Raw genomic sequence first — 22,452 nt, forward strand, 5'->3', positions numbered from 1 at the left:
AACTTATATCGCTATTTGCTGTGATTACGAGTAATTAGCTGGTGAAAATCTTTTTTATGTTTTTTCTAATTAGTTAAATTTTAGAGTTAAGAATGGTATCGCATATAAGAGTATATGGTAAATATTCATGATAAATTAAGGAGGAAAATTGTGAATTTCAGTATGTATATTCGAAACAGGAATGCTGAACCAGCTTCATGAGCAGGCATTACTAGGAAAAAAGCAATAATAGTTATTTCTAATGGAAAGTCTACAAGAGCAAATGGCTATTTGAGTCGTACAGAAGAGAAATTCAAGAAGGCAGGGGTAGAATTAGTTGTATTTGATAAGGTTCGGCTTAATCCGCTTAAAGAAACAGTAATGGAAGGTGCTGCTTTTACAAAAAAAATGGCATAAAATTTCCAATATACAAAATTAATTCATAGGAGGTGCTTATCAAAACAAAGATTATATAACCGTGCATAATCGATATTAATTTAATACAAACCCGCTTGCGTAAGCATTTCCAATTTGGTAGGAAAAGTAATGGGTCATGAGATGGCGGAAGTTAAAAACTTAAAACGGATCAGATTTCTGCATGCCAGCTTAATTTCAAAAGCAGAAAGCACAGATGGGGCAGCCGATGTTAAACAATACTTAGTAATAGAAAAGCACTATTTGGAAAGGAAGTTTTATATTTGAAAAAGCAATCTTACTTAGAGCCTTTATGGACAAAAAATTTTACTTTACTTTTGGTTGCGGCTGTTTTTATGTACATTGCAACATTTATGTTTACTCCGACTTTGCCATTGTTCGCACGTAGCATAGGAGTTATTGATCCTTCAGTGGGGGGGATTATCATCTTAGTCTATACTATAGGTTCTCTTGTTCCACGAGTAATATGGGGGAATCTGGCTGATAGTTGGGAACGTAAAGCAGTATATCTTATTGGTGTCATAATAATGGCTGTAGCCGCACCTTTTTTGGTTTGTTCGTGTCTTTGCCTGGAATTTTAATCATACGTTTGATTCAAGGCGTTGGTTTTAGCGCGTCTTCTACTGCTGGTAGCACTATGGCTGCGGATTTGGTACCTGCGTCCAGACGGGCAGAAGGTATTGGATTTTATACTCTGGCCAATACCATCGGCATGGCGCTTGGTCCTGAATTGGGACTGCATATGCTGCAGCAACATGGTGCATGGTGGCTATTTGGAGCTGGCGTGTTAGCAGGGATAATCAGTTTAGGAGTTGGCATGTTACTGAATTACGAGAGAAAGCGAAGTTTGGTTCAGTCAGGTTTTATTTCAACACATGAGGCTATCCATGATATTACCGCCACACCGGCAAAATCGCTATCATCTAAATGTAGTATATTATTCGAAAAGAGTGTGTTAACTACTTGTTTGGTGGTTTTATTCACAATTATGCCATATGGTGCTATCATGGCATATATTGCTAGTTATGGTATTGATCGTGGCGTCAGTAATATAGGTCTATATTTTTCTGTGTTTGCTTTGGCACTATTTGTAGTCCGCTTAATGGTCGGACGATTATCAGATAGTCATGGTGTTACTGCGGTTATGATTCCCGGAATTGTGCTGATGTTTAGTGGATTGGTTGTACTTAATTGGGCTGAAAATTTTGCTATTTTCATGGTGTCGGCAGTTTTGTTTGGTTTTGGGTTTGGAGTGGCTTTTCCTCTGTTGCAGACCACGGCGTATATGCTTTGCCCAGAAAACCGACGTGGCATTGCCAGCGCTACGCTTTTTTCAACTGCGGATTTGGCATATGGGTTTGGAGCTGTAGTCTTGGGAGTGGGAATTAAATACTTTGGATATGAAACAGCATTTGCTGGATTAACTATATTTGTGATCGTTGCATTAATTTCTTATGTGATCTTTCTCTATCCTCGGCTTAAGTCTTACTACAATAAGGAAACTGATGTTGATACAAAAAAATGTTGTAAAAATTAATAACAGGAGGTTTTGAAAATGAAAAAGCATATATTAAACAAATCTATTTTAAAAGAAAGAGCGGTGATGATATGTCTACGTGGTTAATTACTGGTTGTTCAAGCGGTCTCGGCCGTAATCTTGTTCAAGCTGTACTAAAACATGGAGATAATGCAGTCGTTACTGCAAGGAGGCTTTCAGCTATTCAAGATATTGTAGATTCCTATCCTGATACAGCATTAGCTATCCAATTAGATGTGAATGACCTTAAGCAGATTACTCAGGCGGTGCAACAAGCAGAGGCTCGATTTGGTGGAGTGGATGTTCTAGTTAATAATGCAGGACATGGTTATCGTGCTGCTGTAGAAGAAGCAGATGAAGCAGAAGTAGATGAACTTTTCGCCACAAACTTCTTTGGACCTGTAGCACTGATTAAGGCTGTATTACCTGGAATGAGGACTAGAAGACATGGTACAATCGTGAATATATCTTCGATTGCCGCTCGTACTACTGCACCTGGATCTGGTTACTATTCGGCAACGAAATGTGCACTTGAGGGACTGTCAAGAGGTCTTCAGAAAGAAGTCAGTCCTCTTGGTTTATCGGTGATAATTGTTGAACCGGGTGCATTCAGGACTGATTTTGCCGGCCGCTCATTGCAGCAATCTCAAACCGCTATGACTGATTATGCAAAAACTGCCGGACTCCGTCGAATAGAGAATGATACTACAGATGGTCATCAGATTGGTGATCCAGCAAAGGGGGCACAGCTTATTATTAAGGCTGTCGAAGCTCAAAATCCGCCTTCTTTACTGTTATTGGGAAGCGATGCAGTTCAAGTAGTTAGTGATGCACTTGATGCAGATCGTGCTGAACTGGAAGCTTGGAAAAAGGATAGTATTACCACAGATTTCCTGAATTAAGTGAATTCTCATAGATATATGGTAACGAATACTGAAATAAATTAATTTGATAGAAATTATATAACATTAATTAAATTCTCAATTGCATTTAATTGGAAAATGCAGAGGGGTTTTATCATATATTTTGATAAGAGAAGATATTTTATCACTTGGAGTAGATTCTAAGTGATAAAATGTTTTTTAAAAGAACGATTAATAGTTTAAATAAAATATGGTGTAAGTTATGCTTACATGACATTTTAAAGTGTAGAAGGGAGGAAGAAAATATCGAGGTCTACATATCTCGATATTTTTCTATGTAATAGTTAAGAATAATAATGTTTATATTACTTAACATAATAGGGGATGAAAGAATGACAGCAAAGCTGAAATTTAAAATTACAACTGATATTTTATTAACTGTACTGCTACCAGTTCTTATGGCCTATGCGCTAACAGGGCAGAAAGTACATGAATGGATTGGAGCTGTGATGTTTGCAGCGTTTATCCTCCATAATGGCCTAAATGCCAATTGGTATCTAAATCTATTCCGAGGAAAATACACACCGCAGCGAATCTTGCAGACTGCTATAAATTTGATGGTGTTTGCATCTATGATTGGATTAATGATTAGCGGCATTATTATGTCACGCTACGTGTTTTCTTTTCTGCCAATAAATGGGAGTGCATCCTTTGCACGGGAACTGCATATGCTGTCAGCGTATTGGGGATTTGTTTTAATGTCTTTGCATCTCGGTATGCATGGAAACATGATTAAGGGTATAGCCAATAAGTCATCTGGAATTCGGTCGGGTTCTCGTCCATATAAAGCAGTGCTTCCATTGATAGCGATCATCATTGCTGCATATGGTTTATATGCCTTTCTTAAAAATGATATAGCCTCTTACATGTTTTTGAAAAACATGTTTGTATTCTTTGATCCTGATCAGCCAGCAATACTATTCTTTGCCGAATATCTTGCTATGATGATGTTATTTGCATGTGTCGCATATTATGTTTCAATGCTGTTACAGATATATACCCGCAAAAAACATCAGAAGAGATATAAATAGCAGTTGGAGGAGCCAAGGTACTTGCACTTATGACAACTCCATATGCGAAAGGGCTTTTCCAGAAAGGAATTGTTCAGAGCGGTGCGACAGAAACAATGGAAGTTAAGTTTACTTCACAGGAAGCTAGTGAAATGCCTTTGCATCCGGAATTATTACGAATGCAATATGGCAATTTTGGGATTGGGTATCTAATATCCTATTAAACAACTATGATATAGTCATATAATATTACTACCTCTTAGTGCAGGGTAAAACTATATATTAAAAATTATAAAAGAAAGAAGGATAAAAGAAATGAAGAAAGATTTTGGAACAAAAACAATCGTAACACCATTACCAGTATTAATCGTAGCTACTTATGATGAGAATGGCATGCCAGATGCAATGAATGTTGCATGGGGAGGACAGTGTGGAGGAAAACACGTCGCATTGAATCTTTCTAAACATAAGACAACAGATAATCTGCAGATGAAAAAAGCATTTACCGTAAGTTTTGCAGACAAAAATAATCTGGTTATTGCAGATTATTTTGGTCTTGAATCGGGAAAGGATACAGACAAGATTACAAAAGCTGGGGTTCATGTAACAAAGAGCATCCATGTAGACGCTCCAATCATTGATGAATTCCCATTGACTTTGGAATGCAAAGTTGTCAGCATGAACGAAGAACTTGGAGAATTAAGAGTAGTTGGTGAAGTAGTAAACATGAGTGCAGAAGAATCAATCATTGATGAAAATGGCAATATTGATTTCAATAAATTACAGCCACTTTCATTTGATTCTGCAACGGGTTCCTACCGTGTACTTGGAGAAAAAGTTGGAAATGCATTTAAGGATGGAGCAGTATTGAAATAAAGACAGATAATCCTGGCACTGGATGAGAACAAAATATTGTTCTTCTGGCATACTGATTCAGAAGCAATAGAGCGTATGGCGGTGATGGGAAATTATCAGTTTAAGTAAGAGAGGAGAAAACAATTCAGCAGATGTAATTTACTGTTGTTCTATTGAAGAAAATAAAGATGACTTCCATTGCAGATGGAGACGAAGTGGAAAATCCATTTGTTGTAACAGAGGTCTATACAATAAGTGAGGATAGCATTCTGGCATCTATGTCTTATACAAAGTGAAAAAACTAATCCACAACGTCTTATGTTAAGTATAGTAAAAAATATTTAAGAAAGGAAAAGTATAATGAATTTTTACTATATGTTCATTATACAAGGTGAGTAGCATGAAAAATCGTATTTTTCTTCTATTAGGTTGTTTCCTGCTCCTATTTATGTTTTTAGGATGTACCTCAAACGGCAGTAGGGAAACAGCAGTCAACGCTTCAAAAAACAGTGGTACGGAATCATCGACATCTGGAAACAGCTCCACAGCCGAAAATAGTTCGTCCGGTATGGTAAGTGGGAGGGAGGAACAAACCTCGTCTTCGACTACTAAGAAAATCATCGTGGTATATTTTTCAAGAGTTGGCAATACAAACTTTAGCGATAATGTTGATGTAATATCATCGGCAAGCTTGAATGTTGGAAATGATGGCTTGATTGGTAGTACAGAAATTGTTGCAAAACAAATTCATGATCTTGTTGGCGGGGATCTTGTAAATATTCAAACGGTTCAACCTTATCCAGCTGACTATCATGAAACTGTACAACGAAATGTTGATGAGTTTAACGCTGGATTTAAACCGGAACTAAAAACTAAGATAGAAAATATGGATTCATATGACACCGTATATATTGGTTATCCCACATGGGCAATGAACATTCCAAGACCTATAGCTTCATTTTTATCAGAATATGATTTCAAGGGAAAAACGATCATACCTTTCAATACAAATGGAGGATATGGATTGGGGGAAACTGTTAATTCTATCAAGGCGCTTTGCCCAGATTCTACCATACTTGATGCTTTTCAAATGCCAGGTGCAAATGTAAGAGATGCACAAGAGGTACAAAGAGCTGTATCTGAATGGCTGAATAAAATTGGAGTCATGAAATAAAAAATTAGAGGTATGAGAACTAGTGGCTCAAGACGTAATTAAGTCGACATTTATTTTTAATATAAATACAATTCTTTTATATTAAAAATATATATTTTATGTGTGCACGGAATTAAGTCTTGAGACACTGGTATTCTTTGTACACATTCTCAAAGTGATGGATACGGATGGGATATTGCAATTAAAAGCGATAATGTTCGTGCAATTGTGGCTCTTGAGCCAGCAGCCTATGAGTTTCCGGCTGAAAGAATTAAAGGAAATACTCACTTCATTATGCTGATTTAAATAATTTACAAGCTGCAGATCATATTTTTCCGCAGGGCTAAAAAAGAGGGACTTGATAAAAAGAAATAGGCATCTAGAAACAGTAGAGCGTATGGCAGTGATGGGGGAAATTATTAGTTTAAGTAAGAGAGGATAAAACAATTCAGCAGCTGGAATCTACCGTTGTTCTATTGAACAAAATAAAGATGATTGCAATAGTAGATGGAAGAGAAGTTGGAAAATCCATTTGTTGTAACAGAGGTTTATACAATAAGTGAGGATAGCATTAAACTGGCATCTATGTCATATACAAGGATTTTATATTAAGGAAAGAAATACATTTATGAGTTACAAAAAAATATTAGTCACATATCTTTCGATATTTCCATCGAAGGATAAATTCACAGAAAAGTTCGCAAAAATTATAGCAGAAAAGAAAGGTGCAGATTTGGTAGAAATTGAGTCTGTAAAAGCATACCCAGGATTGCCTTCTGAGTACCCACAAATAGATGCCATTGCCAAACAGGAAAAAGATGCAGATGAACGCCCAGAAATAAAAAATCAAATTACTGTTGAAGATTATGATGTGATTTTTGTTGGATATCCCATATGGTGGTACACACTTCCACAGATTATGTTTACATTTTTTGATAAATATGATTTTAGAGGTAAGACTATTGTTCCTTTTAATACCCATGAGGGAAGCGGTGACTGTGGAACGTATGAGACAATTAAGGAGCTTGAGCCTGATGCAACTGTACTCAAAGGATTGCCAATTCGTGGCGTTGATATGGCAAAGGATCAAACCAAAGTAATTACAGATTGGATTCAGGGACTTGACTTATGAAAGGAAGTAACATAAAGGCATGGTATCCATTAGTGCATGGAAATAAGGAGCTGCGTAATAATCTAGTAGTTATAGGGATTGGAAAGAAATATGGAAAATAGAAAAGTTATTTTGATTGTAATATTACTTCTTTTGGGCTTCATAAGTGTTGGGTACTTGTTTTTATTTTATGATTCACGAAATAAAACTAATGAGAATGTAAGTAGTGAAAATAGAAAGGAATACAATAAAGAACCCGTGAGTGAAGAAAAAAATCCCGTAGAGGAAGTTAATACAGAAGGAATAAAAAAGTACAAAAATTTTTTACTAGACAATGTACTTCATTCGCAAACAAATGGTGATATTCATTATAACGTGTATATTCCTGAAAGCTATGATGGAAGCGAGCCATATGCATTATATTTTACACTTCCAGGTTATGAAGGATTATATTTTCAAGGTGTTGGCGTAAATCTGGGTGCGGAGAAATTCGGATTCGAGGCACAAAAATATAATTCGAATATGATTATTGTTGCACCCCAGCTTGAAGACTGGGGTGAGAAATCAGCTGACCAGACAATTGCGTTAGTAGAATATTTTCTTAGTAATTACAATATTGATCAAACAAAAGTATATGCCAACGGTTATTCAGGAGGTGGAGAAACCATGTCTATCGTGTTAGGAAAAAGACCGGATTTATTTACAGCATATCTGCATTGCAGTTCAAGATGGGATGGAGCCTATGAACCAGTCGTTGATAAACATATTCCGGTATATTTTGCAGTAGGTGAGAACGATGATTATTATGGTTCAGGGCCAACAAAAGAGGCATATCATAAACTGCATGAATTATATGAAGCACAGGGAATGACAGAAGAAGAAATCAATCAGTTGTTAGTACTTGATGTGAAAAATCATGATTATTTTATACAAAGGGGAGCTACGCATGAACATGGTGGAGGTGCGCTGTTTGCTTATGATGAAGATATCATGAAATGGCTGTTAAAAAAATAGATTATTTAAAATTCACGATGTAATTACTTCGTGGATTTTTTGTTCATAAAATAAGTTACAACCTTTGGGTTTGCGCTGAAGAACTTATTAAAACTTCTGTTAATTCTCAAATTTATCTATAATAAAAATGTAAATATATAACTAGTGATGAGATAGTAAAATAATTAACAAAATTATTAAATAAGATTTCACGCAATACTAAAATTAGGGATAAATATTTTAAAAGAAGAATTAGTTTAAAAAATAAATCAAATAAAAGGTCCGCGTTGTAATTTGCTTCCAAGATTTTTTGGGGGAGGATTTAGGATGAAATAATGATTTATTAGATATTAAAGGAGTGTGTTAAATTATATGAAGAAATTATTTGCTTTTATGATGACCTGTGTTCTTTTATTCAGTTTTATTGGGTGCAGCAGAACAGGTACATCATCTACTGACAATTCAAAGCCTGATTCCTCTGATACCGCAAAGAACGGTACAGATAGTGATTCCAGCCAAAGTGAAGCACCTAAGGATTCTGCTTCGTCTAGCAAACCTACTCCCTCTACTGAGAAAGACTCAAAAACACTTGTTGTTTATTTTTCTATGCCAGAAACTACAGATCCGAGCAATATGACCAAGGCGGAAGACGACAGTACTGTGGTCATTGATGGAAAAGTTTTGGGAAATACACAGTATATGGCTTATGTGATCCAGGAGAATACAGGTGCAGATATTTTCCGTATTGAGCCTGAAACACCTTATCCCACTGATCACGCCACTCTTGTAGATTTAGCAGCAGAAGAGCAGAAAAAAAATGCGCGTCCTGTAATAAAATCTCATATTGACAATATAGAACAATATGACACTATTTTCTTAGGTTATCCAAATTGGTGGGGGGATATGCCGATGATTGTATACTCTTTTCTTGACGAATATGACTTGTCCGGTAAAACGATTATCCCATTTAACAGCCATGGAGGCAGTGGTTTCTCAAATACCATCAGTACTATTAAGAAGCTTGAACCTAATGCAACGGTAAGTGATAAGGGATATACGGTATCAAGAAACAAAGTTGAGAAGGATGCGCCGAATATTATTTCCTGGCTAAGTGATTTAGGATATACAAAATAACCAGTATAAAGGGAGAAGAATTCTTTTTTAAAGTAATAACTATAAAAAAGAGAGGAAGGTAAGAAGTTTTTGTTTAATTTTTTATTGAGAAAGGAAGAAGAAAATGAAAAAATTAATAGTAATGATTTTATCGATTTCACTGCTCGTTTCGGTGAGTGGATTTTCAGGCAAAGCGACAGCATCGGAAGTAAACGATAAATTTAAAACACAAGCAACAAATAACCAAAGCTTGAGTATCAAGCAACAGAGTATAGTTACAATCGCAGCGTTTACTGCTAATGGTGATTTAGAGAAACTGAAAATAGCTTTGAACGAAGGGTTGGATGCAGGTTTAACTGTAAATGAAATTAAGGAAATTTTGGTTCAGATGTATGCATATGCAGGATTTCCTCGTAGTCTGAATGGTATTAATACTTTTAGAATTGTTATGGAAGAACGGGAGCAAAAAGGAATAAAGGATGAGGTTGGTAAGGAAGCAAGTCCATTACCTGATAATAAAAACAGTATACAACTTGGAACTGAAATTCAGACTAGACTGACAGGAATGCCTGCCAGTGGTGGAAATACTTTTGTTCCCGTTATTGATGATTTTTTGAAAGGACATCTTTTCGGGGACATATTCGGACGAGATGTACTAGATTTCCAAAGCAGAGAGATAGCAACCATTTCAGCGTTATCAAGTATTGATGGTGTCAATCCACAGTTACAGGGTCATTTCAACGTTGGATTTAATGTGGGACTGACTGAGGCACAGATGAGAAACATAATATCTATACTCGAATTAAAAGTTGGCAAGAAACAAGCTGATAATGCAAGCGAGGTTCTGGATAGGGTTTTAAGTAGCAGAGCAGCTAATGCTACAAATAAATAATCTAATTCGCCTAGTATAATACCAAATATAAAGAACATGGAAAATTAATGTTTACAAATCTCATGTGAAAACAAATAAAATATTTATAAGGAAGAAAAATTATGAAAAAAATAAAAGGTTTACTAGTATTAGCAATTACCATGATAATTGCTGTTAGCTTAGTAGCTTGTAATAATAGCCAAAGAAGTGTTGTAAGCAGCTAGGAAATCGGTACACAAAAGGAAATTAAAACCACCTATACTAATGATGATGGAAATACTGAGACAGGAACAAAAGAAGCTAGTTCAACTGCCAATGAGGAAAATGTGAAAGATTTAAGTGAAGGTGTAATTTTCCCAAAAGGTGAAAAGAGTACTGATACGGAACATTTTGTTGGGGAAGAATGGGTTGAAATGCTGGTATCTAATGATGAGAATTTTAATTGTCCTACATTTAATGTAACTTTTAAACCAGGCGGAAGAAATAGTTGGCATAAACATCCAGGTGGTCAAATTCTGCTTGTTACTGGAGGAGAAGGATATTATCAGGAAGAAGGAAAGCCAGTACAGATTCTCCATGCAGGAGATGTAGTAAAGATACCTCCGAATGTTAAACATTGGCATGGTGCAACACCGAATAGCTGGTTTACACATATTGCGATGTTGCCTAATATTGAAAAGGGAGGAGTAGAATGGCTAGAACCTGTAACTGATGAAGAATATAATAATTTAACAAAATAGAAAAATATTAAATTTAAAACCTGCAGCGTATGTTATATCGGCAAGAAGAGCAGGAACAACTGCAACTTATACTCAATTAAATAAATATTTTGTTTTAATGCAGATGCCAATTGTTTCGTCACAGTATTGGAATATGGTTCACGGTGCTACTTCCTGAGCAAGTAAAACAGGATATAGAAGGACTTCAGACTATGAGAACTTTAGGAAGAAATATGACATTTTTCTTAAAACGTAAGGAAACTGGTCTTAAGATCGGTGCAAAGATGCCAGAGCGTGAAATAGGGATATTCACTAATTTTATAAGATAAACATACGATGTCATAATATATTGTGAGAATTTACCCAATAAATTGAAATCATCGAACAAGTATGTAAAATAGATACCTGATGCAGATGATAAATATATAGATAGAAAGAGGAGTGACAGTCATGAAAAAAATATTATTTATTACTACTACACCTACAGTTGGAGGTAACGGTGATACATTGATCGAAGCCGCTATGGAAGCAGCGAAGGAAAAAGGATCAAAAGTTCAAAGAGTAGATGTGAGGGATAAGAATATCTGTTCGTGCAAAGCTTGCTATAAATGTAAAGATAGTGGTAAATGTGTACAAGAAGATGATTTTTCTCAATTGCTAACTTTAATACACGAAAGTGATGGAATTATTGCTGAAGCACCGATCTATTATAACTGCATGGCTTCACAGGCTATTACGGTAATTGATCGTTTTTGTTGTACATTTTGCTGCCCTACCTATCAAATAGGTCCAAAGAAAAAGGTTGGAGTTTTATTGACTTGCACAGGGTCTTCAACTGAAGAAATGAAACGCCATGTTAATAATATCTTAACGCTTCCAAGCCTTCAAAGATCTATTGAAGAATTTAAAACAGAGGTGTTTACAAATTGTGGTACTCCAGATTCTTGCTTACACAATAAAGAATATTTGCAACACGCTCGTATGATTGGAGAATGGGTTACAGAATAAAATATATAGCTGTAGAATATTGTGGGGTGGAATTTCAACAATACTAAATGTATAAAATATATTTATATTAAAAACAAACAAAAAGAATAGGAGAGGATAGAAATGGCAAAAAGTTTAATTGCATACTTTTCACACTCTGGAAATACAGAAGTAATAGCAAATATAATAAATGATAAGGTAAAAGGTGATTTGTTTAAAATTGATACAGTAGAAGTGTACTCAACTAATTATCATGAAGTAGTTGAAGTGGCTAAGAAAGAAAAAGAAAGTAACAGTAGACCGAAACTATCAACTAAAGTAGAGGATATGAGTTCTTATAATGTAATATATATTGGCTTTCCAAATTGGTGGAGCACAATGCCGATGGGGGTATTTACATTCTTAGAATCATATGATTTCTCTGATAAGACTATTATTCCATTTTGTACCCATGGAGGAGGTGGAATGGGTAACAGTCAAGTGGACATAAAGAAACTTTGTTCAAAATCAAATGTTTTAAGAGGATTTTCAATTAGTAGAGGTAGCGTGAGTATGTCAGAAGAAGTATCGAGGTGTCTCCAGAAATTAGGAATGATTTAATAAATAAAAAATAGTGAAAGGTAGGGATTAAAAAATGAAAAAACGTAAATTAGGAAATAGTAATCTTGAGGTTTCTGCAATTGGTCTAGGATGTATGGGGATGGATCATGCTTATGGACAACCAGCAGACCGTGAAGAGATGATTCGATTGATTCGCAGGGCAGTTGAATTAGGATGTAACTTTTTTGATACAGCTGTTGTTTATGGTGAATCTAATGAAGAGTTATTAGGTGAAGCATTAGCGCCATTGAGAAATCAAGTTGTTATTGCTACAAAATTTGGTATTACTGGCCAAGAAATTGTTGATGGAAAACTTCAAAATATCTTAGATAGTAGACCTGAATCTATTAGAGAACAAGTAAAAGGATCTTTAAAAAGATTAAAGGTTGATTGTATTGATTTATATTATCAACACAGAGTTGATCCTAAAGTAGAACCTGAAGTTGTTGCTGGAGTAATAAAAGAATTAATAGCTGAAGGAAAAATCAAAGCATGGGGATTATCAAATGCACCAATTGGTTATATGAGACGTGCTCATGCAGTATGTCCGTTAGTGGCTATTGAAAATCAATATTCAATGGTGTGGAGAGAACCAGAAAAAGAATTGTTTGATTTATGTGAAGAATTAGGTATTTCATTTGTTGCTTATAGTCCTTTAGGCAATGGATTCTTAAGTGGTAAGTATACAAAGAATACAAAATATGAAAAAAGTGACTTCAGAAGCTTTATGGGAAGATTCAAACCAGAAGTTATGGATCATAATCAATCATTATTGGATTTAATCGCAAAAGTAGCTGAAAGTAAAAATGTAACATCAGCACAAATCGTATTAGCTTGGGAATTGGCTCAAAAACCTTATATTATTCCGATTCCTGGTACAACAAAAATGCATAGGTTAGAAGAAAATCTGGGAGCTGATAATATAACATTAACGGAGGAAGAATTAGCTAGTATTAATGAAGCTTTATCTAAAATTGATATAGATGAAACACATTTTTAATAAATTAAGGGGATTTTGTTGCATTAGCGATTTAAATTAATATTTGTAACACAGGTAGAAAAAAATAGAAAAGTGTTTGACTTCGAGTTACTCGAATGGGATACACTAATTTTAGCACAGCTAATTCAATTGTGTAAAGATAGTTCTGCTTAAGTTAAATTGCGAAGAGCAGAAAAAATTAGAATAAAGGAGAAATTAGTATGAAATATGTAGAATTAAACAATGGTGTCAAAATGCCGATTTTGGGATATGGAGTATTCCAAATTCCAGATCAAAAAGAATGTGAAAGATGTGTACTAGATGCAATAGAGGTAGGTTATCGTCTAATCGATACAGCACAGGCTTACGGTAATGAAGAAGCTGTAGGTAACGCTGTTAAAAAATGTGGTGTTCCAAGAGAAGAATTATTCATCACTACAAAGGTATGGATTGCTAATGCTGGATATGAAAATGCAAAGAAATCTATCGAAGAATCATTAAAAAAACTTCAATTGGATTATTTAGATTTATTATTAATCCATCAGCCATTTAATGATTATTATGGAACTTATCGTGCAATGGAAAAACTATATAAAGAAGGAAAACTTAAAGCAATAGGTGTAAGTAACTTTTATCCAGACAGATTAATCGACTTAACTAAGTTCAATGAAGTTGTTCCAGCAGTAAATCAGGTTGAAACACATGTATTTAATCAACAAGTAAAGGCTCAGGAAGTAATGAAAAAGTATGGCGTTCAGATTCAAGCTTGGGCACCTTTTGCCGAAGGGAAAAACAACCTATTTAGCAATGAAATATTAAAAGAAATTGGAGATAAATATAGTAAGTCAATTGCACAAGTTGCTTTAAGATATCTTATTCAAAGAGGAGTATCAGTGCTTCCTAAATCGGTTAGCAAGGAAAGAATGATACAAAATATTGACGTATTTGATTTTGAATTAACAAAAGAGGATATGGATTTGATTGCTGCTTTAGATAAAGGCGAAAGCTTATTCTTCTCACATTATGATCCACAAACAGTTGAATATTTAACAGGCTTAGTAAGATAAAATTAATGCGTATATAGTAAGAACTATTTGATACAATCGGGTAGTTCTTACTGCATAATATATATATATATAGTGGAACTTAAAGACAAAGTAGAAGCTCATAGTAGTTCTTCTATATCCAGAAAAGGAAGAAGTAATGTCAATTAATCTTGTTTGGACTAAGGAATAAGTAAAAACTCCCAAATACCAAAAGATAATATCTTTAAGAGCTAAAAGTTATTATTAGGCTGAAATTACATTTATACAATATCTAAATTAATTTATCTTACAGTGAGTGGCTTTTCTATATGTTAAAACGGCTGTTTTTTTATTAAGGACAAGCATTATACTATCCCAATAGCGACGACTGTCAGACAGCCTTGAAATAAAGAGCTTGTAGTTGTGAGTTTAAAATACAAAACTTACCATCATAAACAAAGTAACTTTATAAAAAATATTTTTATTCTGAAATAGCTCTGATATAACTTGTGAAAAATTATGTAAGATAACAAAAAATATATCTATTCAAAAGCCTACATGGATGATTATATCTGTGTAGGCCTTTTTCAGTTCTTAAAAATTTTTTTACGGATAATATGTATTTCCTGCAACTACGCATTAAGAACGTATGGATGGAAATTTCAATGTGTTTGATTTTGTGCTGGGATGGTGAGATGAAAGCGATTGTTGCACTGGATGAAGGGAAAAGTTTGTTTTTGGCTCACTATGATCCGGGGATAGTTGAAAGGCTGATCAGCCTGCGAAGATAAGTAAGTGTATTAATGAATGTTCTAACGTTTTGGTTGGAACCGCCGTAGCTTTTTTCTCGTTCCAAATCAAGACTTTTTGTATTAAAATAATTGTATCAAGGTAGTTGCTTTTGCAATGAAAAGTCGCTGATTGAGTGAGTACTATTCAAAGAGTGGAAGAAATTGAGAAGATTTTTAAATTAGAAAGTTTAATGGTAAGTAGCAAGTTGCAGCAGTTGGTGGAGAAAATATCCATTAAACATATCGAAGTATCAAATGAAGTCAGCTCCTAATAAGAGATGGCGAATTTAATCGAACATATCTGGAGACTGATAAAGTAGTATGTAGGACAAGAAAACGTTATCTTAATAAGGCGAAATTCAAATTATAAGGAATGCGGCGCGTAGCTTTTCTTAGTTTGGATTCTCTTTATATAATGATAAAATCATGAACAATGGAGGAATTTACATGGATTATTCAGTAATTGCAAAAAAAATCCTGGACAAAGTGGGTGGCGAGAAAAACATCATAAGTGTTACACATTGTATGACCAGGCTTCGTTTTGTATTAAAGAACGAAGAAATGGTAAGTGATGATCAGATAAAAGCTATTAAAGGGGTAGCTGGAGTGATGAAAAAAGCCGGTCAATACCAGATTATCATAGGGAATGATGTGGCAAAATGTTACAAGGAACTCTTAAAACTTGGGAACTTCAAGGACTCTTCAAATGGAAATCAGTTGAATAAGCAGAAACAGAACCCAGTGATGTCTATTCTTGATGTAATATCGGGTTGCATGGCACCTATTATACCGGCCATCATTGGAGCAGGTATGATTAAAGTTTTAATTATTATTATGGGATTCTTTGTGTCTGATACTAATCAGACTATGCAGCTTTTAACGGTTATGGGGGATTGTGCTTTCTATTTTATGCCTGTGCTTATTGCATATTCCGCAGGGAAGAAGTTTAACACGAATCCATATATGGTGGCTGCAGTGGCAGGTGTGCTTTTACATCCGAATTTCATTGCACTTCTTAACAATGCAACAGGAGGCGTGTATTTTCTTGGCATTCCGGTAACGTCGGCTAGCTATTCGTCTACCATCATTCCAATTATATTAACAGCATGGGGGATGTCCTATATTGAAAAGCTGGTTGAGAAGATTACTCCATCTGTAACTAAAAATTTTTTAAAGCCTGCGTTGATTTTACTCATTTCTGCACCGGTAGCATTTATTATTTTAGGACCTCTAGGTTCTCTTATTGGAAATGGTCTTGCAGTAGTAGTACTTGGTATTCAGAACCATGCAAGTGTTGTGGCCATGATTATAATGGCATCAGCTATGCCGTTTATTGTTATGACAGGAATGCACTGGGCATTTATACCAGTGACAATGGCAGCATTAGCAACACCAGTTGGGGAGTCCCTTATGCTTCCGGCTATGTTGATAAGTAATTTGGCGCAAGGATCTGCCTGTATGGCAGTAGCATTGAAATCTAAAAACAGTAATATGAAACAGATTGCATCTGCATCGGGATTTTCTGCGTTGCTGGCAGGAGTGACAGAGCCTGGTTTGTATGGAGTGAGTATTCCGCTCAAGAGGCCCATGGCAGCTATTTGTATAGCTAGCGGTATTACTGGTGCCTTTGCCGGATTTGTAAGGCTTGCAGCACATGCGTTTGCAACACCTTCTATAGTGTCGCTTCCACAGTTCCTCAGTCCTGAAAAATCTAATAATATTGTGATGGCGTTTGTGACAGCTGGAATTGCTATTGTACTTTCTTTCGTGCTTACATGGTTTATGGGATTTGAGGATCCAGTAGAAGTAGAGGAAAATGATGAAACAGAAGATTTGAGAGAACAGACAGATGCAAAAAAAAAGAAATTGGATACAGAAAATTTAATTGAAGGAAACACTATATATTCTCCGGTTTCTGGAAAAACAATTCCATTGAATCAGGTGAACGATCCAACCTTTTCTGCAGAGATGATTGGAAAAGGATTTGCCATTATTCCCAGTGAAGGAAAGGTGTATGCTCCATTTGATGGGGAAGTGGTAGCAATTTTTGCAACAAAACATGCCTTGGGTCTTAAATCAGACAATGGCATAGAACTGTTGATTCATGTAGGATTAGAGACTGTAAGTTTAAATGGTAAGCATTTTACTGCTCATGTAAAAAATGAACAGAAAATCAAAAAGGGCGATTTGATGCTGGAATTTGATTTGGAAGCAATAACAGAGGATGGATATGAAACGGTTACGCCAGTCATTGTTAGCAATACGGCAGATTATTCAGAAATTATGTCCCTGACCGACAATGATGTCAAGGCTCTGGAGCCGGTAATGAAGGTAATGTAAGAAAGGAAATTATGATTAATATAAGATTTTGGAAAGGATTTTTATCAACAATATAAGGGAGATATTTGTTATTTACTAAAATATATTCCAAAGTGTTTTGTACGTTCATCGCCTAGAATTACATTTTTCCCAATGGTGATAATGAAATACCACCTGAAGGGTTATAAAAAGGTGATAGACTCAAACATGGAGTTTCTGATTAGATAGAATAATGGTCATACTTCATGAACCATGCTAACCTTTAAAAATTGTCTGTTGAAAAATAATTTGGAATTATTTATATGTTAGAAGAAGGGATGGATACAGTATATGAAAAGAAAAGGTTTGATAAAAGCATGTATCATAGGAATAGCATTTATACTGCTAACCGGATGTGCGAATAATACACAACCTAAGGCAGAAAACCAGAGCGAGACATCAGCAGATGAAGTAAAAGCCGTATCACAGGCATTTGTAGATGTATCTGCAGGCACATTGATGGGATATAAGGAAGGAAATGTCTATAATTTCAAGGGGATTCCATATGCTACAGCGGAACGATTTAAAAATCCTACCCCGATTACTTCCTATGATAATAATTTTCATTCAGCACTTACTTATGGGGAAGTTTCACCACAGGACAGAACGCTTGCAAGCACTGGGCATGTTAACCCATATGAATTTTTTACACCTTCAAATGGAACGGCGGACATGGTCGGCAATGAAAACTGCCAGTATTTGAATGTATGGACGAATAATTTAAAAGAAGACAAGCCAGTTATAGTCTTTTTTCATGGCGGAGGACTGAATAATGGTGCTTCCAGTGAGCTATCCTTCTATACGGGTGAAAGCTTTGCAGATACAAATGATGCTGTATTTGTTTCCGTCAATACTCGCTTAAATGTGCTTGGATTTCTGGACCTATCAGCTTATGATAAGAAATATGCCGATTCAGGATTAGTTGGAATGGAGGATGCTGTTGTTGCTTTGCGATGGGTACAAGATAATATTGCACATTTTGGTGGAAATCCGAAGAATGTAACCATTGTAGGACAGTCCGGTGGAGGCGATAAAGTAACAACCTTGGCTTGTATGTCAGATGCACAGGGGCCTTTTTGATAAAGTTGCTGTTTTAAGTGGGTACTATTCTACGTCTTCAAAACAAGAAGGGGTAAATAATACAAAATTACTGGTTGATTACTTGAAACTGAAAGATGATGAAGTTATTGATAGATTGAAAAGTATGGATTATGAAGATTTGCTTAAGGCAGCTACAGCTGCGGGATGTAATTGGGAAACACGTTATGGAGATGGAACATTTACGGCTCCCTTATTTGAACCAGGAACCGGTAAGATGAATGAATATGCTGCTCAAAGAACCTGGATGTGGGGAACTACATATTCGGAATTTAATGGGAATATGCCCAATTTAGCATATGGCAATCAGAAGAGCTCACATTTTCCAGATTATGATGACAATGATGCATTAAACCTTCTGAAAGAACGGTATGGTGATCAGGCACAAGCAATTGCGGATGAATATAAAAAGGCATATCCAACTCACAGACTAATAGAAAGCTTATATTTATCAACTCCTGGTATGATTTCCAGATATGCGCTTATTTCACCAAAGGATGGGATATTAAAGAAATTTACTGATGCAGGTGTTACTGTTTATAATTATGTAAGCGCGTATTCTGAACCGATATTTGGCGGTGTTACAATGACTCATAGCGGAGATATTCCTTACTGGTTCAATTCTATTGAGGAAGCTCCGTATTTCATAAGAGGAGATGAAGTTAATGCTCATAAGGTTGAAAAAACTATGTCGCAGACATTATACAGTTTTATGAAGGATGGAAATCCCTCTACAGATGAATTGGCGTGGAAACCATATACGGCAAATAATCACAGTACAATGGTATTTGATGTGGAATCAAATGAAAAAAAAGATTATGATGCGAAGTTGTATGAATTAATTACAAATTCGGCAAAGTAGTGTAGGCATAAACTTTATTAGATGAATTAAGGCACTGATTCAGCGAAATACCTGGAGCGGTGCCTTTAGGTATGGAAAGGGAATCACATAATTGGGTTATTCCACTTCTCCAATTGCTATAATGAATTGCAAAACCTCTTTGCGAGGCTCTTTTGTGTAAATCAAACCATAGGGCATTGTATATTGCCAATCCACTGGCAATATAGTTAAAAGAGGGTGAATGTTTTTCCCGTATTCTGCGGCGACAATCAAATCATTGGATGTAGCTATCTGATTAAGCATATCATAGTCTAAAAAGTCAATATCTTTGATTTGTACTTGTGGGTGATTCTGTTCCAAACAATCACGTAACATATCATTATTGGCACTCAGACCTCGTTTCATCATAATCAATGTTTCTTCGTGAAGATCCTCAATGGTGAGTTTTGTTTTTGTCGCCAGACGATGAATTCTAGAGTAGGAAATACACATGGGTAAATCCTTCAGATGGAAATAGTTATAACGATCACCCCAGTAAGAAGTTTGATAAGGACACGCAATCAGGTCGATTCTTTTGCCAAGATTATCAAGTACATTAATAAAAGCTTGTACGCTATCTTCAAAAGGAACAAAATCCAGTCTGATGTTGGGATAGCGCACGGATGCTTTGTTCCATTGCTCCAACAGGAAATCAGAAGGATTCATCAAAGAAACCCCAATGTGGACTACAAACTTCTGCCGTTCCTCAAGTTCTTTTGCTTTAACAAGAATGTTATTAGAATGGCGGATCATTTTCTTAGCTTCATTATAGATGAGTTTACCAGAATCAGTTAAAACCAGCCCTTGGGTGCTTCGGTGAAAAAGCTTGATGTCAAGATGATTTTCCAATAAGTTGATTTGTTTGGTTATCGCATTTGCAGAAATATGCATAACCTCTGACGCCTTTAAGAAACTACCGCTGTCGGCCACCTGAATAAATGTCTGTAAATGTCTATTGTACACTTGTTTATTCCACCTTTCATTCCAACCTTTTGGTTGTAATTATCATAGCTTTTTTCTCACTCCAAGTCAAGCGTTTCTGGGGTGTATGGATTGATTAAGAAAAAAAGGACTCGTGGCGTTCTGTCCGTTCTCAGTTGGCCAGTTAGCCGTAAAGAATCAGTCAATATGATGTGATTTACTTTCTTTGAAAAATTCGATTTTACAGGAAAATCATCTAACCTTTTTGTAACGATGAAGGAAGTAGCATGAGTTGCAGTGAGCTGGATTTGAGTAATGTTTATCCTACAGTACAAATTGCTGTGGGATTGGCAATTGGGAGCAAATGTCAAAGATGAGTTAGTTTTTGATATTTTCTTAATAAAGTATGTGAGATTTAATCAATTACAAAAAAATGATGATGAGGTACACTAAGCATATTTAAAATCCAATAAAAATAATTAAAAGAAAGGAGGTGAAATCGTATGACGATTGCGGAAGTAAGCAAAAAATTTGATCTTTCACAGGATACACTTCGCTATTATGAACGTATCGGACTAATTCCTAATGTTAACCGTAATAAAAGTGGAATTAGAGACTATACTGAAAAAGACTGCAGATGGGTTGAATTTATTAAATGTATGAGAACAGCAGGTATTCCTATTGAAGTATTAATAGAATATGTTACGCTGCTTCAACAAGGAAATGAAACTATTGAAGCAAGAAAAGAGCTATTAAAAGAACAACGCGCACAGTTAGCTCAAAAAATGGAAGAAATGAAAAAAACCTTAGATCGCTTGGATTATAAAATAGAAAGATATAAAAAAGGAATAGTTACAAAATTATTATAACTTATTAGAACATCACTCTAGTGAGTGCATAGAATGTGGCGCATGTGTAAAACTGCCCCTTTGATGTAGATATAATAAATAAAATGAAACAAGCAAATCAGTTATTTGGCAATTAACCATGGAACAGGTGAATCGGAAAAGAGAGACATTCTTAGTGTTCGGGTAATGCATAAAGAACAAGAAATGAGAAAAAGTGTTTATTATAGAAAAGAAAATAAAGGAGAGATTAAAATGGCAATTACAGATTTTTCAAAAGAGTATCATGAGAGGATGCTTTCAGGATATGAATCAAAGTTCTTAGAAACAGATCCGGAATTTATTGAGTTATTTGATAACTTTGCATTTGATGAAGTTGTAAATCAGGATGATTTAGATGATCGTACTAGAATGATGGCAATTATTGCAACCTTAGTTGGATGTCAAGGGATTGATGAATTCAAAGCAATAGTACCAGCTGCACTTAATTTTGGGGTAACACCAGTAGAAGTGAAAGAAGTTGTATATCAGGCCGTAGCTTACCTTGGAATAGGAAGGGTATTTCCATTCCTTTATGGAGTTAATGAAATACTAATAGCAAGAGGGATTAAGTTACCACTTGAAGGACAGTCCAAAACTACACGAGAAAATCGTTTAGAAAAAGGAATTCAGGCACAGGTTGATATCTTTGGAGATAGAATGAAAGACTTCTACAAGTCAGGACCAGAAGAATCACGACACATTAATCATTGGTTGGCTGATAACTGCTTTGGAGATTATTATACGCGCAGTGGTCTTGATTACAAACAACGCGAAATGATTACTTTCTGTTTCTTATCCTCCCAAGGAGGTTGTGAGCCTCAACTTACAAGTCATGCGGCAGCCAACATGAGGATTGGGAATGATAAGCAGTTCTTAATTAAGATTATTTCACAGTGTCTGCCATTCATAGGCTATCCAAGAAGTCTGAATGCACTTCGCTGTGTAAATGATGCAGCTGCTCAGATTGAGAAATAAAAGAGAATATCGAAAAGCACTACAATAACTTAGAGCTGCATATAATGGTAAAACCAGATGTGGTTACTTGTCAGTTGTATAATAATTCGAATTTGATTTTAGCATTATATAACTACTTAAAAAATATGAATTAATTTAAGAAGAGTAAAAGAAAAAAATATGGAGACTAATTCTTGTTAGAGGTGTAGAAATTTGAGAGAGGGTCTAAGAAAACCCGATTCGCATTCGATTACTGGGTAAGCGATCATCATC

At 35.4% G+C, this 22,452-nt stretch carries 24 protein-coding genes and 1 pseudogene; 24 read left to right on the forward strand and 1 reads right to left on the reverse strand.

Going from position 1 to position 22,452, the window contains the following annotated elements:
* Window positions 1-270: 270 nt before the first annotated feature.
* The 22 genes and pseudogenes from CDLVIII_RS31800 (at window position 271) to CDLVIII_RS32440 (ending at window position 19,399) form a co-directional block, all read left to right on the forward strand.
* On the forward strand, window positions 271-396 hold the full coding sequence (locus tag CDLVIII_RS31800; protein ID WP_242835824.1) for a hypothetical protein: 126 nt from the start codon (window positions 271-273) through the stop codon (window positions 394-396).
* A gap of 129 nt (window positions 397-525) precedes the next feature.
* Window positions 526-681, forward strand: a complete 156-nt coding sequence (locus tag CDLVIII_RS31060; protein WP_186005547.1) for a hypothetical protein — start codon at window positions 526-528, stop codon at window positions 679-681.
* An 86-nt stretch (window positions 682-767) separates the two neighbouring features.
* On the forward strand, window positions 768-995 hold the full coding sequence (locus tag CDLVIII_RS31805) for an MFS transporter (protein WP_242835826.1): 228 nt from the start codon (window positions 768-770) through the stop codon (window positions 993-995).
* Complete coding sequence (locus CDLVIII_RS04800) at window positions 980-1,951, forward strand: MFS transporter (RefSeq protein ID WP_242835829.1); 972 nt, start codon at window positions 980-982, stop codon at window positions 1,949-1,951. Before CDLVIII_RS31805 ends, CDLVIII_RS04800 begins: the two co-directional genes overlap by 16 nt.
* Window positions 1,952-2,022: 71 nt before the next feature.
* The gene (locus CDLVIII_RS04805) at window positions 2,023-2,853 is read left to right on the forward strand and encodes an oxidoreductase (protein ID WP_009168302.1); all 831 of its coding nucleotides are present in this window, start codon (window positions 2,023-2,025) and stop codon (window positions 2,851-2,853) included.
* A gap of 353 nt (window positions 2,854-3,206) precedes the next feature.
* Window positions 3,207-3,905, forward strand: coding sequence for a DUF4405 domain-containing protein (locus tag CDLVIII_RS04810; RefSeq protein ID WP_009168303.1), 699 nt, complete (start codon window positions 3,207-3,209; stop codon window positions 3,903-3,905).
* 294 nt (window positions 3,906-4,199) lie between these two features.
* Entirely contained in the window at window positions 4,200-4,760 is a 561-nt protein-coding gene (locus tag CDLVIII_RS04815) for a flavin reductase family protein (protein ID WP_009168304.1), read from the forward strand.
* Window positions 4,761-4,912: 152 nt separating this feature from the next.
* The gene (locus CDLVIII_RS32430) at window positions 4,913-5,035 is read left to right on the forward strand and encodes a hypothetical protein (protein WP_278245895.1); all 123 of its coding nucleotides are present in this window, start codon (window positions 4,913-4,915) and stop codon (window positions 5,033-5,035) included.
* A 272-nt stretch (window positions 5,036-5,307) separates the two neighbouring features.
* Window positions 5,308-5,913, forward strand: coding sequence for a flavodoxin (locus tag CDLVIII_RS29670; RefSeq protein ID WP_242835831.1), 606 nt, complete (start codon window positions 5,308-5,310; stop codon window positions 5,911-5,913).
* Window positions 5,914-6,520: 607 nt separating this feature from the next.
* Window positions 6,521-7,024 carry a flavodoxin gene (locus CDLVIII_RS04825; RefSeq protein ID WP_050816233.1) on the forward strand — a complete coding sequence of 168 codons (504 nt, stop codon included), beginning with the start codon at window positions 6,521-6,523 and terminating at the stop codon, window positions 7,022-7,024.
* 78 nt (window positions 7,025-7,102) lie between these two features.
* Window positions 7,103-8,017, forward strand: coding sequence for a prolyl oligopeptidase family serine peptidase (locus tag CDLVIII_RS04830; protein WP_242835833.1), 915 nt, complete (start codon window positions 7,103-7,105; stop codon window positions 8,015-8,017).
* Window positions 8,018-8,368: 351 nt separating this feature from the next.
* The gene (locus CDLVIII_RS04835) at window positions 8,369-9,130 is read left to right on the forward strand and encodes a flavodoxin (RefSeq protein WP_009168308.1); all 762 of its coding nucleotides are present in this window, start codon (window positions 8,369-8,371) and stop codon (window positions 9,128-9,130) included.
* A gap of 229 nt (window positions 9,131-9,359) precedes the next feature.
* Window positions 9,360-10,001, forward strand: a complete 642-nt coding sequence (locus tag CDLVIII_RS04840; protein ID WP_242835835.1) for a carboxymuconolactone decarboxylase family protein — start codon at window positions 9,360-9,362, stop codon at window positions 9,999-10,001.
* Between the two features lie 305 nt (window positions 10,002-10,306).
* Window positions 10,307-10,720, forward strand: coding sequence for a cupin domain-containing protein (locus tag CDLVIII_RS04845; protein ID WP_009168311.1), 414 nt, complete (start codon window positions 10,307-10,309; stop codon window positions 10,718-10,720).
* A 13-nt stretch (window positions 10,721-10,733) separates the two neighbouring features.
* A pseudogene (locus tag CDLVIII_RS04850) lies at window positions 10,734-11,028 on the forward strand (flavodoxin family protein); the annotation flags it as partial.
* Between the two features lie 121 nt (window positions 11,029-11,149).
* Window positions 11,150-11,707, forward strand: a complete 558-nt coding sequence (locus CDLVIII_RS29160; protein ID WP_009168312.1) for a flavodoxin family protein — start codon at window positions 11,150-11,152, stop codon at window positions 11,705-11,707.
* A 102-nt stretch (window positions 11,708-11,809) separates the two neighbouring features.
* Entirely contained in the window at window positions 11,810-12,286 is a 477-nt protein-coding gene (locus CDLVIII_RS04860; protein ID WP_009168313.1) for a flavodoxin, read from the forward strand.
* A gap of 34 nt (window positions 12,287-12,320) precedes the next feature.
* Window positions 12,321-13,286: an aldo/keto reductase gene (locus tag CDLVIII_RS04865; RefSeq protein ID WP_009168314.1), complete on the forward strand. Its 966-nt coding sequence runs from the start codon at window positions 12,321-12,323 to the stop codon at window positions 13,284-13,286.
* Between the two features lie 200 nt (window positions 13,287-13,486).
* Entirely contained in the window at window positions 13,487-14,332 is an 846-nt protein-coding gene (locus tag CDLVIII_RS04870) for an aldo/keto reductase (RefSeq protein ID WP_009168315.1), read from the forward strand.
* Between the two features lie 1,196 nt (window positions 14,333-15,528).
* The gene (locus CDLVIII_RS04875) at window positions 15,529-17,421 is read left to right on the forward strand and encodes a beta-glucoside-specific PTS transporter subunit IIABC (RefSeq protein ID WP_009168316.1); all 1,893 of its coding nucleotides are present in this window, start codon (window positions 15,529-15,531) and stop codon (window positions 17,419-17,421) included.
* A 309-nt stretch (window positions 17,422-17,730) separates the two neighbouring features.
* Complete coding sequence (locus CDLVIII_RS32435) at window positions 17,731-18,519, forward strand: carboxylesterase family protein (RefSeq protein WP_050816234.1); 789 nt, start codon at window positions 17,731-17,733, stop codon at window positions 18,517-18,519.
* Complete coding sequence (locus tag CDLVIII_RS32440) at window positions 18,500-19,399, forward strand: carboxylesterase family protein (protein WP_035301665.1); 900 nt, start codon at window positions 18,500-18,502, stop codon at window positions 19,397-19,399. Before CDLVIII_RS32435 ends, CDLVIII_RS32440 begins: the two co-directional genes overlap by 20 nt.
* A gap of 96 nt (window positions 19,400-19,495) precedes the next feature.
* Here CDLVIII_RS32440 and CDLVIII_RS04890 read toward each other — a convergent pair whose 3' ends face one another.
* The gene (locus CDLVIII_RS04890) at window positions 19,496-20,380 is read right to left on the reverse strand and encodes a LysR family transcriptional regulator (protein ID WP_009168318.1); all 885 of its coding nucleotides are present in this window, start codon (window positions 20,378-20,380) and stop codon (window positions 19,496-19,498) included.
* A 461-nt stretch (window positions 20,381-20,841) separates the two neighbouring features.
* Between CDLVIII_RS04890 and CDLVIII_RS04895 the strand changes: the two genes are divergently transcribed.
* A complete protein-coding gene (locus CDLVIII_RS04895) occupies window positions 20,842-21,207 on the forward strand; it encodes a MerR family transcriptional regulator (RefSeq protein WP_009168319.1) in 366 nt (121 codons plus the stop codon).
* 231 nt (window positions 21,208-21,438) lie between these two features.
* The gene (locus tag CDLVIII_RS04900; RefSeq protein ID WP_035302067.1) at window positions 21,439-22,200 is read left to right on the forward strand and encodes a carboxymuconolactone decarboxylase family protein; all 762 of its coding nucleotides are present in this window, start codon (window positions 21,439-21,441) and stop codon (window positions 22,198-22,200) included.
* Window positions 22,201-22,452: the final 252 nt, after the last annotated feature.

This window comes from Clostridium sp. DL-VIII, assembly GCF_000230835.1.
Classification (GTDB): Bacteria; Bacillota; Clostridia; order Clostridiales; family Clostridiaceae; genus Clostridium.

What these genes read in the sequence shown, in the direction of transcription:
- CDLVIII_RS04865 (WP_009168314.1), top strand. Translation starts at nt 12,321, where the DNA reads ATGAAAAAACGTAAATTAGGAAATAGTAATCTTGAGGTTTCTGCAATT.
- CDLVIII_RS04825 (WP_050816233.1), top strand. Translation starts at nt 6,521, where the DNA reads ATGAGTTACAAAAAAATATTAGTCACATATCTTTCGATATTTCCATCG.
- CDLVIII_RS04815 (WP_009168304.1), top strand. Translation starts at nt 4,200, where the DNA reads ATGAAGAAAGATTTTGGAACAAAAACAATCGTAACACCATTACCAGTA.
- CDLVIII_RS04810 (WP_009168303.1), top strand. Translation starts at nt 3,207, where the DNA reads ATGACAGCAAAGCTGAAATTTAAAATTACAACTGATATTTTATTAACT.
- CDLVIII_RS32435 (WP_050816234.1), top strand. Translation starts at nt 17,731, where the DNA reads ATGAAAAGAAAAGGTTTGATAAAAGCATGTATCATAGGAATAGCATTT.
- CDLVIII_RS04870 (WP_009168315.1), top strand. Translation starts at nt 13,487, where the DNA reads ATGAAATATGTAGAATTAAACAATGGTGTCAAAATGCCGATTTTGGGA.
- CDLVIII_RS04860 (WP_009168313.1), top strand. Translation starts at nt 11,810, where the DNA reads ATGGCAAAAAGTTTAATTGCATACTTTTCACACTCTGGAAATACAGAA.
- CDLVIII_RS04805 (WP_009168302.1), top strand. Translation starts at nt 2,023, where the DNA reads ATGTCTACGTGGTTAATTACTGGTTGTTCAAGCGGTCTCGGCCGTAAT.
- CDLVIII_RS31060 (WP_186005547.1), top strand. Translation starts at nt 526, where the DNA reads ATGGGTCATGAGATGGCGGAAGTTAAAAACTTAAAACGGATCAGATTT.
- CDLVIII_RS04895 (WP_009168319.1), top strand. Translation starts at nt 20,842, where the DNA reads ATGACGATTGCGGAAGTAAGCAAAAAATTTGATCTTTCACAGGATACA.
- CDLVIII_RS04835 (WP_009168308.1), top strand. Translation starts at nt 8,369, where the DNA reads ATGAAGAAATTATTTGCTTTTATGATGACCTGTGTTCTTTTATTCAGT.
- CDLVIII_RS04900 (WP_035302067.1), top strand. Translation starts at nt 21,439, where the DNA reads ATGGCAATTACAGATTTTTCAAAAGAGTATCATGAGAGGATGCTTTCA.
- CDLVIII_RS29160 (WP_009168312.1), top strand. Translation starts at nt 11,150, where the DNA reads ATGAAAAAAATATTATTTATTACTACTACACCTACAGTTGGAGGTAAC.
- CDLVIII_RS31805 (WP_242835826.1), top strand. Translation starts at nt 768, where the DNA reads ATGTTTACTCCGACTTTGCCATTGTTCGCACGTAGCATAGGAGTTATT.
- CDLVIII_RS04875 (WP_009168316.1), top strand. Translation starts at nt 15,529, where the DNA reads ATGGATTATTCAGTAATTGCAAAAAAAATCCTGGACAAAGTGGGTGGC.
- CDLVIII_RS29670 (WP_242835831.1), top strand. Translation starts at nt 5,308, where the DNA reads ATGGTAAGTGGGAGGGAGGAACAAACCTCGTCTTCGACTACTAAGAAA.
- CDLVIII_RS32440 (WP_035301665.1), top strand. Translation starts at nt 18,500, where the DNA reads ATGCACAGGGGCCTTTTTGATAAAGTTGCTGTTTTAAGTGGGTACTAT.